Origin of the sequence: Devosia sp. LjRoot3, assembly GCF_964252865.1 — a bacterium.
In the GTDB taxonomy this organism is placed as follows: Bacteria; Pseudomonadota; Alphaproteobacteria; order Rhizobiales; family Devosiaceae; genus Devosia.
Genome location: NZ_CAXUPK020000003.1, coordinates 416,896 through 430,221, shown reverse-complemented (window position 1 = coordinate 430,221; position 13,326 = coordinate 416,896). Strand labels below are relative to the sequence as shown.

General features: G+C 63.0%; 12 protein-coding genes. 5 read left to right on the top strand and 7 right to left on the bottom strand.

Annotated features, from left to right (window positions below):
* Positions 1-11: 11 nt before the first annotated feature.
* The 6 genes from ACSQ2A_RS13140 to ACSQ2A_RS13115 all read right to left on the bottom strand — a co-directional run bounded on the left by ACSQ2A_RS13140 (position 12) and on the right by ACSQ2A_RS13115 (position 6,386).
* Positions 12-1,244, bottom strand: coding sequence for an efflux RND transporter periplasmic adaptor subunit (locus tag ACSQ2A_RS13140; RefSeq protein ID WP_436072597.1), 1,233 nt, complete (start codon positions 1,242-1,244; stop codon positions 12-14).
* Positions 1,245-1,442: 198 nt separating this feature from the next.
* On the bottom strand, positions 1,443-2,276 hold the full coding sequence (gene sseA, locus ACSQ2A_RS13135; protein ID WP_436072596.1) for a 3-mercaptopyruvate sulfurtransferase: 834 nt from the start codon (positions 2,274-2,276) through the stop codon (positions 1,443-1,445).
* 192 nt (positions 2,277-2,468) lie between these two features.
* Complete coding sequence (locus ACSQ2A_RS13130) at positions 2,469-3,452, bottom strand: ABC transporter ATP-binding protein (RefSeq protein WP_295409605.1); 984 nt, start codon at positions 3,450-3,452, stop codon at positions 2,469-2,471.
* A gap of 2 nt (positions 3,453-3,454) precedes the next feature.
* Entirely contained in the window at positions 3,455-4,246 is a 792-nt protein-coding gene (locus tag ACSQ2A_RS13125) for an ABC transporter permease (protein ID WP_436072595.1), read from the bottom strand.
* Positions 4,243-5,118, bottom strand: coding sequence for an ABC transporter permease (locus tag ACSQ2A_RS13120; protein WP_436072594.1), 876 nt, complete (start codon positions 5,116-5,118; stop codon positions 4,243-4,245). The genes ACSQ2A_RS13125 and ACSQ2A_RS13120 overlap by 4 nt, the downstream gene beginning before the upstream one ends.
* A 158-nt stretch (positions 5,119-5,276) precedes the next feature.
* Positions 5,277-6,386 (bottom strand): ABC transporter substrate-binding protein, encoded by a 1,110-nt coding sequence (locus ACSQ2A_RS13115; RefSeq protein WP_436072593.1) that lies wholly within the window; start codon positions 6,384-6,386, stop codon positions 5,277-5,279.
* A 421-nt stretch (positions 6,387-6,807) separates the two neighbouring features.
* On the opposite strand from ACSQ2A_RS13115, the gene ACSQ2A_RS13110 reads away from it, so the two are divergent.
* Both ACSQ2A_RS13110 and ACSQ2A_RS13105 read left to right on the top strand, forming a co-directional pair.
* The gene (locus tag ACSQ2A_RS13110) at positions 6,808-7,737 is read left to right on the top strand and encodes an aminotransferase class IV (RefSeq protein ID WP_291406525.1); all 930 of its coding nucleotides are present in this window, start codon (positions 6,808-6,810) and stop codon (positions 7,735-7,737) included.
* Positions 7,734-8,465, top strand: a complete 732-nt coding sequence (locus ACSQ2A_RS13105) for a hypothetical protein (RefSeq protein ID WP_436072592.1) — start codon at positions 7,734-7,736, stop codon at positions 8,463-8,465. Before ACSQ2A_RS13110 ends, ACSQ2A_RS13105 begins: the two co-directional genes overlap by 4 nt.
* 159 nt (positions 8,466-8,624) lie before the next feature.
* Here ACSQ2A_RS13105 and ACSQ2A_RS13100 read toward each other — a convergent pair whose 3' ends face one another.
* The gene (locus ACSQ2A_RS13100; RefSeq protein WP_295409583.1) at positions 8,625-9,644 is read right to left on the bottom strand and encodes a LacI family DNA-binding transcriptional regulator; all 1,020 of its coding nucleotides are present in this window, start codon (positions 9,642-9,644) and stop codon (positions 8,625-8,627) included.
* 486 nt (positions 9,645-10,130) lie between these two features.
* On the opposite strand from ACSQ2A_RS13100, the gene ACSQ2A_RS13095 reads away from it, so the two are divergent.
* The 3 genes from ACSQ2A_RS13095 (at position 10,131) to ACSQ2A_RS13085 (ending at position 13,318) form a co-directional block, all read left to right on the top strand.
* A complete protein-coding gene (locus ACSQ2A_RS13095) occupies positions 10,131-11,399 on the top strand; it encodes an ABC transporter substrate-binding protein (RefSeq protein ID WP_436072591.1) in 1,269 nt (422 codons plus the stop codon).
* 93 nt (positions 11,400-11,492) lie between these two features.
* A complete protein-coding gene (locus ACSQ2A_RS13090) occupies positions 11,493-12,473 on the top strand; it encodes a carbohydrate ABC transporter permease (RefSeq protein WP_295409576.1) in 981 nt (326 codons plus the stop codon).
* Positions 12,473-13,318, top strand: coding sequence for a carbohydrate ABC transporter permease (locus ACSQ2A_RS13085; protein WP_295409573.1), 846 nt, complete (start codon positions 12,473-12,475; stop codon positions 13,316-13,318). Before ACSQ2A_RS13090 ends, ACSQ2A_RS13085 begins: the two co-directional genes overlap by 1 nt.
* Positions 13,319-13,326 lie beyond the last annotated feature (8 nt).

Here is a 13,326-nt window from a genome sequence, read left to right as displayed (position 1 = left end):
GCAGCGCCCCCCTAGTTGGTCGCGACTGACGGTTGCGGTGGGGTGGTGCCGGTGCCGTCGGGGCCTTCGAGCAGGGTGACGGTGGCGCCTTCGCTCAATTGCAGGATGCCCTCGGTGATGATGGCGTCGCCGGGTTTCAGGTCGCCGCGGACCAGGACGCCATCGCTATTGCGCTGGATGATTTCGGCCATGACGCGGGTGGCCTTGCCGTCGAGATATTTCCAGACATAGGAGCCCTGGGCCGACCAGAGGATGGCGAGCGGATTGACCGCCGGATATTCCTCGCCGGGGAAGGCGAGGGAGACGGTGAAACTCATGCCGGCGCGCAGCACGCCCTCGGGATTGGGGATTTCGGCCTGGACCTGTAGGGTGCGGCTGGCCGGATCGATGCGGGTATCGATGGCGGAAATATCGCCGCCAAAGGTCTGGCCGGGGAGGGCGACGGCGTTCACTGATACCGCCATGCCGGGCTCGATCTGGGCGGCGTAGCGTTCGGGCACCCAGAAATCGATGAGGATGGAGGAGGTGTCGTCAATGGAGGTGACGGTGGTCTGGGCCGGCACGTAATTGCCAGGGGTGACGCGGATGAGGCCAACACGTCCGCCGATTGGGCTTTCGATGGTGCGGCGGGTCAGGGCCATTTCGGCGTTGCGCATGGCCAGTTCGGCATTGGCGGCGCTGAGTTGGGCGGCCGTGAGGGCGGTGCCAGCGACGACGTTGTTGCTGGCGAGGCCCTCGGTACGGGTCAGGGTGGCGCGGGCGTCTTCCAGGGCGAGCTGGGCGCGGTCGAATTCGATCTGCTCGGCGGCGGCGTCGAAGCGCGCGATGACGGTGCCCGCCTCGACGGTCTGGCCGGGGCGCACCAGCACTTCGGTCAACTCGCCGCCGGAGGTGGCGGCAACGGTGACGGAACGGACGGGTGTGCCCTCGCCGATGGCGGCGAGCGTGTCGTTGATACGGACGAGGGAGACGCCAGTGGTGATCACATTGGTGGCGCGGGCGCCGGGCCGACTGCCGGGACCACCCGGTCCGCCACTACCGCCGGGTCCGCCGGAGGCTTGTGGACCGCCGGGGCGCTGGCCGGGTCCGCCGGCCTGGGGGGCGGGAGCGGCTTGCGCCTGCGGGCCGAAGGGCAGGACGATGCCGGCATTGGTCAAAATCTGGGGCGCGCCGGGCGCAAAATAGAGCCAGGCAAAGGCGGCCGCGGCGAGAACCGCGAAGGAGGCAAGAAGCTGCCGGATCAAAAGAAAACCTCAAATGCGGGGCGCGCAAAATCGAAGGCAGCGTAACAGCTTGCGCGGTTTGGCTACATTAAAATCCGGTAAGATTTCGGGAAAGTGAGGGGGCAGTTATGCCCGGCATGGAAACGAAGATTCCCGCTTTCGCGGGAATGACGTGGTGCGATCGGAAAGGCCGGCAAACGTTGCGCTGAAGCGGCGCTTTTAGCTCTCGACTTCCGCGTCCGGCCTTGCGCCCCATTCGGACCAGGAGCCGTCATAGACGGCGACGGTCTTGGCGCCGACCTGGTCGAGGGCGAGGGCCAGGGTGGAGGCGGTGACGCCGGAGCCGCAGGAGGTGATGATGGGCCTGCCGAGGTCCACGCCGCGTTCGGCGAAGATGGCTTTGAGGGCCTCGGGGGATTTGAGGACGCCGTTTTCGGAGAGGAGGCTTACCGGGATATTGCGGCTATTGGGGATGTGACCGGCACGTACGCCCGGGCGGGGCTCGGGGACTTCGGCGTGGAAGCGCGGGGCCGGGCGCGCGTCGAGGATTTGAGCGCCTTCGTCCTGGCTGCGGGCGCGGACGAAGTCGAAATCGGCGACGCGATCGGGGTGGAATTTGACGTCGAAGTGGGCGGCGCGCTTGGCGACGAGGCCGGCTTCGAGCGGGTGGCGTTCGGCGCGCCATTTTGGGCCGCCGCCGGAAAGGATGTGCACTTTTTCGGCGCCGAAGGTCTTGAAGGTCCACCAGACGCGGGGGGCGCTGAAAAGGCCGAGCTCGTCATAGATGACGATGGTCATATCGCTGCCGATGCCGAGGGCGCCGACCATGTGGGCGAAGTCGGCCGGCGAGGGCAGCATGTGGGGCAGGTTGGTGGTGGTATCGGCGATGCCGTCTATGTCGAAGAAAACGGCGCCCGGGATGTGGCCGGCGAGGTATTCGGCCTGAGCGTTGCGCGCGGCGTTGGGCATGTGCCAGCTGGCGTCAACGACGATTAGGCCGGGATCGCTGAGATGAGCGGCGAGCCATTCGGTGGTGACGAAGGTGGTGTCCATGGCGCGATTCCCGGTTGTGTTGGCGGGAGAATGGGCCGGGGCGGGGTGGGTGGTCAAAGGGTATTTAGGGGGAGGTGGCCGTGGTCAGTGTGAGCCACGTTTGCCCACCGAACGTCATCCTCGGGTCAAGCCCGAGGATGACGTTCGGTGGGTGGGCGGGCAAGTAAGCGCTTTGGCCGCGCGTGTGTCGACTTACGCCCCCAGCGTCAGCACGTCCTTGGCGGCCAGGTGCAGCGTAACCGTGTCGCCGCGCTGGGGTGGGGTGAGGGCGTGGCTATTAAAAGTGTCGATGCTGATGGGGGTGCCGGCGACGTCGACGCGGAGGCGGACGACGGAGCCGAGGAAGCCGACGTCGGAGATGGTGCCGGTCAGGGTCGTGTCGGTTTCGGGGCGCGGGGTGAGGGAAATCAGCTCGGGGCGGATGGCGCGGTTGGGGCCGAAACTGGCTTCGGGGAGCGTGTTGAGCTGGCCGACGAAGGTGGCGACGAAGCGGGTCGAGGGGCGGTTGTAGATTTCGTGGGGCGAGCCGGTCTGGTCGAGATTGCCTGCGTTCATGACCACGATGCGATCGGAGATGGACATGGCCTCTTCCTGATCGTGGGTGACGAAGACGGTGGTGATGCCTAGGTCCTGCTGGATGGCGCGGATTTCTTCGCGGAGAGAGACGCGGATCTTTGCGTCGAGCGCAGAGAGCGGTTCGTCGAGGAGGAGGAGTCGCGGTTTTGGGGCGATGGCGCGGGCGAGGGCGACGCGCTGCTGCTGGCCGCCGGACATTTCATAGGGGAAGCGCTTTTCGAAGCCGGGGAGGCCGATGAGTTTGAGCATTTCCTCGACGCGGGCGCGGCGCTGGTCGGCGGGCATGCCGGCGATTTTCAGGCCAAAGGCGATGTTGTCGCCGACGGTGAGATTGGGGAAGAGGGCGTAGGCCTGGAAGACCATGCCGAGCTTGCGCTGGTTGGGCTTCAGATGCGTGATTTCTTCGCCATCGACGCGGATGGAGCCGGAGGTGGGGCGTTCGAAGCCGGCGATCATCCGGAGGATCGTGGTCTTGCCGCAGCCGGAGGGGCCGAGGAGCGAGATGAACTCGCCTTTTTCGAAGGCGAAGTTGACGCCCTTCACGACCGTATTGGTGCCGAAGGATTTGACGAGGTTCTGGACTTCGAGGAAGGCGGCCATGGTCAGTCGGTCCTGGCGGAAGTGCGGGGGGCGAAGCGGCCGAGCACGTTGATCATGCCCATGGCGCCCCAAGTGATGATGAAGGAGATGATGGCGAGTGCGGCGGGCTCATAGGCGCGGTTGGTGCCGATGCCGACGAGATAGGGGCCGAAGGCCGGCCGGTTGAGCAGGCTCGCAATGGTGAACTCGCCGATGACGATGGCGAAGGTGAGGAAGGCGCCGGAGAGGATGGCGACGAGAATGTTCGGCAGGATGATCTGGCCGATGATCTGGAGCTGATTGGCGCCGGCGATCTGGGCGGCTTCGGTCAGAGTGCCGATGTCGATGGTGCGCATGCCGTTGTCGACCGCCCGATACATGTAGGGCAGGGCCAGGGTGACATAGGCGCAGGTGAGGAGGATGTCGGTGCCGAGGACGGAGCCGGTGAAGGGGATCAGCGAGGAGGAGCCGTAGAGGCGGATGTAGCCGTAAACGAGCACCAGCGCGGGGATGACTAGCGGCAGGAGGGTGACGAATTCCATGAAGGGGCGCAGCCAGGGCATGCGCAGGCGGACGAAATAGACCGCGGGGACGACGACGAGGATGCCGACGATGATGGTGAAGAGGCCGACGACGACTGAGTAAGTGAAGCTCGAGGCGAAATAGGGGTCGGCGAAGACTGAGGCATAGGCGTCGAAGGAGTATTCGCCGCGGCGCATGCGCAGGGAGAATTCGAAGGTGGCAGCGAGCGGGACGATGAAGTAGGCGCCGCCGAGGATGAAGACCAGCCAGGCCCAGAACTTGTCGGACTTCATTTCATCCACCTTTCGGCGCGGGCGGCGACAACGAGATAGATGACATTGGCGAGCGAGGTGATGACGATCATGCCCAGGGCCAGAGCGGCGCCGAGGCCGGGGTTTTGGAGGGCATCGCCGCGGATCTGGTTGTAGAGCAGCACGGTGACGATGTTGAGGTTCGAGCCGGTCAGCGCCCAGGCGGTCGCGATGGCGCCGAAGGCGTTGGCGAAGAGGAGCGACAGGGTGCCGAGGACGGACGGCCAGAGGATGGGGAAACCGATATAGCGCCAGAACTGCCAGGTATTGGCGCCAAGGGTCTGGGCGGCTTCGTTCCATTCTTTCTTGAGGCCGTCGACGGCGGGGGCGATGGTCAGGACCATCAGGGGGATCTGGAAGTAGAGATAGGTGAGGGTCAGGCCCCAGAAGGAGAAGAGGTTGAAGCCGCCCTGGCGATAGATGTCGAAGTCGAACAGCGTGCGGATGACGATGGTGACAAGGCCTAGGCGGCCGAGGGTGGCGATGAAGGCGAAGGCCAGGGGGACGCCGGCGAAATTGGAGGCGACACCGGAAAAGGTCATGACGGCAGAGCGCAGGCCCTGGGGCAGCTTTCCGCGGATGATGGCGAGGGTGATGGCGAGGCCGATCAGCGCGCCGAGAATGGCGGAGGCGCCAGAAATCCGGATCGAAATCCAGTAGGCGGCCATGATCTGGTCGGTGAAAAGGCCGGCGATATTATCGAGGGTGAAATTGCCGGCACGGTCGGTGAATGCGGCGCCCATCAGCGAGAGCGTGGGCAGGAAGAGGAACATCACCGCGAAGATGACGAAGGGGAGAACCGCGAGGGAGTCCCAGGGGACGCGGCGGGGTGGTTTGGCTGAAATGTCGGTCATGTTACCCGGCTTTGCCTCGGTGACGTCCAGCCCATCAGCGTGTCATCCCCGCGAAAGCGGGGACCTCCGTTCGATTGGTAACAGAGGTTCCCGCTTTCGCGGGAATGACACCGAGAATGGGAAGCCTCCGCCGGATGAACGGCGAAGGCTGATGCGCTTTACTGAACCGAAGCGCCGACGGTGGAGTCCCAGCCGCCGGTGATGGTGGCCTTGTTGGCGTTCTGCTCTTCGATCGAGGGGAACACGGCCTTGGCATAGTTCTCGGCAGCCGGGAGCTTGGCCATCAGGTCGGCCGGGAGCTTGCCGGCTTCGGCGAGGGCGTTGAAGCGGATCGGGTGGCAGTAGCCAGCGAGCCAGCCGAGCTGACCTTCGTCGGAATAGAGGTATTCCATCCAGAGCTTGGCAGAGTTCGGGTGGGGTGCGAAGGCCGAGATGGCCTGGACGTAGACGCCGGCAACAACGCCGTCGGACGGCACGACGACTTCGATCGGCGGGTTGCCGTTGAGGTTGTCGCGGGCGGCGAGCAGGTTGTAGTCCCAGTTGATGGCGATCGGGGTCGTGCCCTGGGCAATGGCGGCAGCTTCAGCGTCGACGGGGACGAAGTTGCCCTTGTCGTTGAGGGCCTTGAAGTATTCGAGGCCAGCCTGAGCAGCAGCGTCCTGAGCGGCACCAGTCGAAAGACCAGCGGCAAAGACCGACATGATGGCGTTGTTGGCGGTACGCGGATCACCAGCCAGAGCGACGGAGTTGGCGAACTCGTCCTTGTTCAGGTCAGCCCAGGAAGCCGGATTGTCGCCGGTGATGATGTCCTTGTTGATGCCGAAAGCGAGCACGCCGTAGTAGTCGCCGTACCAGAAGCCATCAGCGTCCTTGGCATCGTCCGGGATTTCGTCCCAGGTTGAGACCTTGTAGGCCTGCAGCAGGCCTTCGTCCTTGGCCTGCGGGCCAAAGGCGAGACCGATGTCGAGGACGTCGGGGGCCTGCGGGCCGGTATTGCCCTTGTTGGCGCGGACGGCTTCGAGCTCGTCGGCCGAACCGGCGTCGGGGTTCAGTTCATTGACGGTGATGCCAGGATACTTGGCCTTAAAGCCTTCGATCACGCCGCCATAGTTGCACCAGGAATGGGGCAGGGCGATCACGGTCAGCTGGCCTTCGGTCTTGGCGGCTTCGTAGAGCGCTGCCAGATCGGTTTGGGCGAAAGTCGGAGCCGCGAAGCTGAGCACGGTGAGAAGCGAAACCGAGGTGGTCAGCGCAGACTTGAACGTCATTCTTTGTCTCCCTGAATGAGCAGTCGCGGGCTTTCCCACGGGGAGAGCCGCTGCGAACGGGCGAGGGAGTAGAGGGGCGGCATGACAGTGCAATGACAGTTGTATGACGGCGAGGCGTCGCCCGTAAGCGGGCGATACTTGCCGCAACACCAGTATATTGCGCCTATCTGCCCATCTGCTCGCGTCCTCCCAGCCGCAAGGGGAGATTGCCCAATTGTGACAGTTTCGTCCAGATGGTCAAAAATTTTGGCGGACTTGCTATTTCCTCGCTGTGCGGGTGGTGGCTTTCGTATGGCGGGGGATGGGCCCCGGCCTTCGCCGGGGTGACAGCTGGTGGCGGCAAATGCGAACTCGGCACTCGACACCGGCGGCCTGAGAGGAGATGTTTCCGCCGCGTCTAACGAATAGAAAGCCTACTCTCATGGCCTATGGCGTTCATGCCTATGCGGACGATCCGCGCAATGCTTCCATTCTTATTGCCGTCAACGACCAGCTGATGCCGCGGGACAAGGCGGTGGTGTCCGTTTTCGATTCCGGGTTCGTCTTGGGCGATGGCGTTTGGGAGGGGCTGCGGCTGCACAAGGGCGGTATTCCGTTTCTCTGGGCGCATCTTGAGCGGCTTTATGAAGGGGCCAAGACGCTCGATTTTTCGGTGGGGTTGACGCCGGACGAGTTGGTGAAGCGGATTTTCGATTGTCTCGCCGCCAATGGCATGACGGATGGCGTGCATATCAGGCTGATGGTGACGCGCGGGATCAAGGCGACGCCGTATCAGGACCCGCGGGTGACGATTGGCGATGCGACCATAGTCATCATTCCTGAATACAAGGCGCCGTCGCCAAAGCCGGATGGGATTTCGCTCTTTACCTCGACGATCCGTCGTACGGCGCCGGATATGCAGGACCAGAAGCTCAACTCGCACTCGAAGCTCAATTGCATCCAGGCGTGTATTCAGGCGGCGAAGGCGGGGGCGGATGAGGCGCTGATGCTGGACCCGCAGGGGTTTGTGGCGACGTGTAACTCGACGCATTTCTTCATTGTGCGACGGGGCGAGGTCTGGACCTCCACCGGGGATTACTGCCTCGGGGGGATTACGCGCGGGAATATCATCCGGGTCGCGGAAGCTGCGGGGATCACCGTGCGGCAGAAGAATTTCTCGCTGACGGATGTTTATGGGGCGGATGAGGCCTTTGTGACCGGCACGTTTGCGGGACTTACGTCGGTGCGTGAGGTGGATGGGCGGCGGATGGGGCATCCGCTGAAGGGGCCGGGGCCCATTCCGGGCGAGATGACGGCGCGGCTGGCCGGGCTTTATCGGGAGCTGATCGAGGCGGAGACGTTCCGGCCATGAGCGAAGTAAGAAGGATTGCCATGTGGTCGGGGCCGCGGAACCTTTCCACAGCGATGATGCGCAGCTTTTCCTCGCGGGCAGATAGTTTTGTGAGTGATGAGCCGTTTTATGCGGCCTATCTCAAAGCGACGGGGCTGGTTCATCCCATGCAGGAGGAGGTTCTGGCCTCGCAGCCGCAGGACCCGGATGCGGTGGTGCGGCATATCCTGGGGCCGGTACCGGGGGGCAAGGCCGTCTGGTATCAGAAGCATATGAGCCATCACATGGTTGAGGGCTTTCCGCTCGACTGGATGGATGAGGTCACCAATGTGTTCCTGCTGCGATCGCCGGAGCGGGTGTTGGCGTCCTATGCGCAGAAGCGGGAGAGCGTGACGCTGGCCGATATCGGGTTCGAAGGGCAGGCGATGCTGTTCGACCGGGTGGCGCAAAGGACTGGGACGGCACCGGTGGTCGTGGATAGCGATGATATCAGGCGGAATCCGGAAGGGATGCTGCCCGCGCTTTGTGCGGCGGTGGGGCTGGATTGGGATCCGGCCATGCTGAGCTGGCCGAAAGGGCCGCATTCGGAAGATGGGGTGTGGGGGCCGCATTGGTACAATGCTGTCTACAATAGCACCGGGTTTTCGCCTCCTGACGAGATTGGGCCGCTGCCGGATCGGCTGGCTCAGATTGCGGATGAGGCACGGCCGTTTTATGAGCGGATGAAGGGGTTTAGGCTCGGGGCGTGAGATTTTGATTCAGCCACCGAACGTCATCCTCGGGCTTGGCCCGAGGACGCTTCACTTGGTCATGGTCGGTAGTGCAGAGCCCTCGGGTCAAGCCCGAGGGTGACGATTGAGACGGGCGGAGCGCTCGCGCCAAGGGCAAGCGGCTAGGCATTTGGCGCCCTAAAATAGCGGCGCCGGCCCAGAACTTTCGCGCAGTACCAGTTCCACCGGCCAGAGCTCATGAATGTCGGCGACTGGCTTGCCGCCAAGCAGTTGCAGCAGCAGTTCGGCCATGCGTTCGCCGGCCTGGCGGATGGAGGATCGGGTCGTCGACATGGTGGGGTACATGTTGTCGGCGTTGAGATAGGGGAAGACGTCGTCATGGGCGATCATGGAGACGTCGGTGCCCAATTGCATGCCGGCCTGGCGGATGGCGCGGAAGACGCCGAGGGCGGTCATCATCGAGCCGGCCAGAAAGGCCGTGGGGCGGGGGCGGAGCTCGAGCATGGACTGGGCCATGCGGAAGGCGACTTCGTCGGTGAAGACTGAATTGCCCATCAATGCCGGATCGAACGGGACGCCGCGGGCCGAGAGGGCGGCCATGTAGCCGAGTTCCCGATGCTCGGCAAAGGTGCGGCCCTTGACGCCATTGAGCAGGGCAATGCGGCGGTGGCCCAAATCGAGCAGGTGGCTGGTGGCGCGTTCGAGGGCGCCGGTATTGTCGATGTCGAGCCAGGCGACAGGCTTGGCGACATTGGTGCGGCCATGCAGCACGAAGGGGACCTTCAACTCCATCAGCAATTCGGCCCGCTCGTCCTTGAGCGTGGGCGAATGCAGTATCATGGCATCGACGCGCTGGCTGGCGGCAAGGCGGCGATAGGCGGCCAGCTCTTCCTGGTGCGAGGCGACGGTCGCGACAACGATGTCGATATCCTGCGTTGCCATGCGGCCGCCAAGGCCCGAGAGGAATTCGGACATGTGGGGGCCGAGTTCATCGGCGCCGCGCAGGACAAGGCCAATGGCGCCGGCGCGGCCGGTGGCGAGGCGCAGGGCGCTAGCATTGGGGCGATAGCCAAGCTGTGCCGCAGCCTCGGAAACACGCGCACGCGTCGCTTCCTTGACTTCGGGATAGCCATTGAGCGCGCGGCTCACCGTCGTTTGCGACAGGCCGAGATGCTCGGCAAGGTCTTTCAATCTCATAGCGGCTTCTGGCCCAGATGGTTTCGGCGCCCGGTTTTCCGGGGCTTGGCCTTGCGGCCGCTGTGTTCGCCTCGCCATTAGGGCAGGCAGGGCTCTTTGACCAGAGCCTTTGCCCAACTCCTCCAAAGTGCATTCAAAGCGATTTCAATTTTTGATGCAAGAGGGCTTCAAAGTTTGAAAATGGCTGAGGTGCGTACATCAGATCGATTTTAACGATTTGGCCGAAAAGTGGCGTTCTGCAATTTGTAAGATATTGAAAATAAATGTGATTTTGTAGGTGTGTGCAAAAATGGTGAAAATTGGCCGCGGTCGGTGCTTGACAGTTTTCTGCGGCTCTGGTTCCTTTTCATCCAAAGCGCTTTGAAAATCTGCCGGCGTGAACGGTGGGGTGGGTGCTTTAGGGGAGGGAATTGCGGGCTCACGCGTGCTGCGTTGGGCAGCGCCGTTTTGCCTCCCTGCGCAAGGTTTCTTTCGGGAGGATTTCCAATGACACTGAACAAGTTGCTTGTCGCGATGCTGACGAGCGTGACGCTGGTGGCTGGGGCGGCGCAGGCTGCCGAGCTCTCCATCGTTTCCGGCGATACCGGCACGGGCCTTGAGTTCCTGCGCGGCCAGCTCGACAAGTTCGAGGCCGACACGGGTCACAAGGTGACCATCGTTCCGATGCCGTCCTCGACCACCGACCAGTTCGGCCAGTACAAGCTGTGGCTGGCTGCCGGCAATACCGACATCGACGTCTACCAAACCGACGTGATCTGGGCGCCGCAGCTCGCCGACCAGTTCCTCGATCTTTCGGAAGCCGCCAAGGATGTCGTGGGCGACCACTTCCCCTCGATCATCGAATCCCAGACCGTGGGCGACAAGCTCGTGGCCCTGCCGGCCTTCACCGACGCCCCGGCGCTCTACTACCGCAAGGACCTGCTGGAAAAGTACGGCAAGACCGTTCCTGCTACCTGGGCCGAGCTTGAAGCGACCGCCAAGGAAATCATGGATGCGGAACGCGCTGCCGGCAATGCCGAAATGTGGGGCTTCCTGTTCCAGGGCAATGCCTATGAAGGCCTGACCTGCAACGCGCTTGAATGGGTCAAGTCCTTCGGCGGCGGCCAGATCGTTGAAGCTGACGGCACCATCTCGATCAATAACGAGCAGGCTGCCAAGGCCATCGACATGGCTGCCGGCTGGATCGGCACCATCTCTCCGGAAGGCAACCTGGCGTATATGGAAGAAGAAAGCCGCGGCGTGTGGCAGCTCGGCAATGCCGTGTTCCACCGCAACTGGCCCTATGCCTACTCGCTCGGCAATGGCGCGGACTCGCCGATTGCCGGCAAGTTCGACGTTGCTCCGCTCCCGGCCGGCGACGGTCCGGAAGCCCGCTCGGCTGCCACTCTCGGCGGCTGGAACGTTGCCGTTTCCAAGTACTCGCCCGATCCGGATGCCGCCATCGAACTGGCGCTCTATCTGAGCTCGTCCGAAGTGCAGAAGGAACGCGCCCTGATGCAGTCCAACCTGCCCACGATCGAAGCGCTCTATGACGACGCCGACATCGCTGCAGGCCAGCCGATCATCCCGGCCTGGAAGGAAATCTTCCAGAACGCCGTGCCGCGCCCGTCCGCGCCGACCCAGGTCAAGTACAACGAGGTCTCCTCGCTGTTCTGGAGCGCCGTGCACTCCACGCTTTCGGGCAATGGTACTGCTGCCGAGAATCTTGAAGTTCTCGAAGCCGACCTGACCGAACTCAAGGGCGACGCCTGGTAAGTCCTCCCAGGGCCCAGCAGCAAGGCGGACGGCCGGGATTTCCCGCCGCCCGCCTTGCGCAATAGATGACCATAGGCGTTGGGAGGAGCAACGATGACAACCGAAACACTGGCGTCTTCCACCAGGGTGGCCGCGCCAAAAGTGAAATCGGAACTGATGCAGCAGCGCATTCGCGCCGCGCGCCTGTTCCTCATCCCAATGCTGATTGCTCTCGCGGTGGTGGCCGGCTGGCCGCTGCTGCGATCGATCTATTTTTCCTTCACCGACGCCTCGCTGAGCAATTTGGACGAGGCGCAGTGGATCGGCTTCGGTAACTACCTGCGCTGGACCGTGCTCGAAAGTGGCTCGGTGCGCTGGCGCGGACTGCTGGTCGATCCGGCCTGGTGGAACGCGGTGTGGAACACGGTGCGCTTTGCCTTCGTCTCGGTGCTTTTCGAAGCCGTGCTCGGGATGATGGTGGCGCTGGTGCTCAATGCCGAGTTCAAGGGCCGTGGTATCGTTCGCGCTGCCATCCTGATCCCTTGGGCCATCCCGACCATCGTTTCCGCCCGTATGTGGGGTTGGATGCTCAATGACCAGTTCGGCATTCTCAATGATCTTGGCATGCGTCTTGGCCTCCTGAGCCAGAAGGTTGCCTGGACTGCGACCGCCGAAACGGCGATGACCGCCGTGTTGATCGTCGATATCTGGAAGACGACGCCGTTCATGGCGCTGCTCATTCTGGCCGGCCTGCAGATGATCCCCAAGGATATCTATGAAGCCGCCGAAATCGACGGCGTGCATCCGGTCAAGCAGTTCTTCAAGATCACGCTGCCGCTGGTTCGTCCGGCGCTGATGGTCGCGATCATTTTCCGCCTGCTCGACGCGCTGCGCATCTTCGACCTCATCTATGTGCTGACGCCCAATAGCGCGGCGACGAAGACGATGAGCGTGCTGGCGCGCGAAAATCTCTTCGACTTCGACAAGTTCGCCTATGGCTCGGCCATGTCGACCTTGCTGTTCCTGATCATCGCCGTCCTGACCATCCTCTATATCTGGCTGGGCCAAGTGAAGTTTGACGGGGGAGACCGATAATGGGTGCGACTTTCGATCTCTGGAAAGCAACCAAATGGACGCTGTTCTACCTGCTCGTAGGCTTCATCGTCCTGGTGAGCGTGTTCCCGTTCTACTACGCGATCCTCACCAGCTTTAAGTCGGGTACGGCGCTGTTCCAGGTCAACTACTGGCCGACCTCATTCAGCCTCGACAATTATTGGAACGTGCTCAATTCGGGCAGCTTCCCGCGCAACCTGCTCAATTCGATCTTCGTGTCCTCGGTCACGGTGATCCTGGCGCTGTTTCTTGCCATCACCGCGTCGTTTGCGCTGGCCCGCGTGCGGTTCCGGGGCAGGGGGCTGTTGCTGCTGACCATTCTGGGGATTTCGATGTTCCCGCAGATGGCGGTGCTGGCCGGCCTCTTCGAGGTGATCCGGGCCCTGGGCATCTACAACACGCCATGGGCGCTGATCTTCTCCTATACGATCTTCACGCTGCCGTTCACCGTGTGGGTTCTGACGACCTTCATGCGCGACCTGCCGGTGGAAATCGAAGAAGCGGCGATCGTCGACGGGGCTTCGCCCTGGGTGATCATCACCCGCGTGTTCATGCCGCTGATGTGGCCGGCGCTGGTGACGACGGGCATCCTCGCCTTCATCGGGGCGTGGAACGAGTTCCTCTTCGCGCTCACCTTCACCTCCAGCAACGAGACGCGCACCGTGCCGGTGGCCATCGCGCTGCTTTCGGGCAGCACCCAATATGAAATCCCCTGGGGCAACATCATGGCTGCCTCCGTCATCGTCACCGTGCCTCTGGTGATCCTCGTTCTCGTCTTCCAGCGCAAAATCGTGTCGGGCCTGACGGCCGGCGGCGTGAAGGGCTAAGGAGTTTT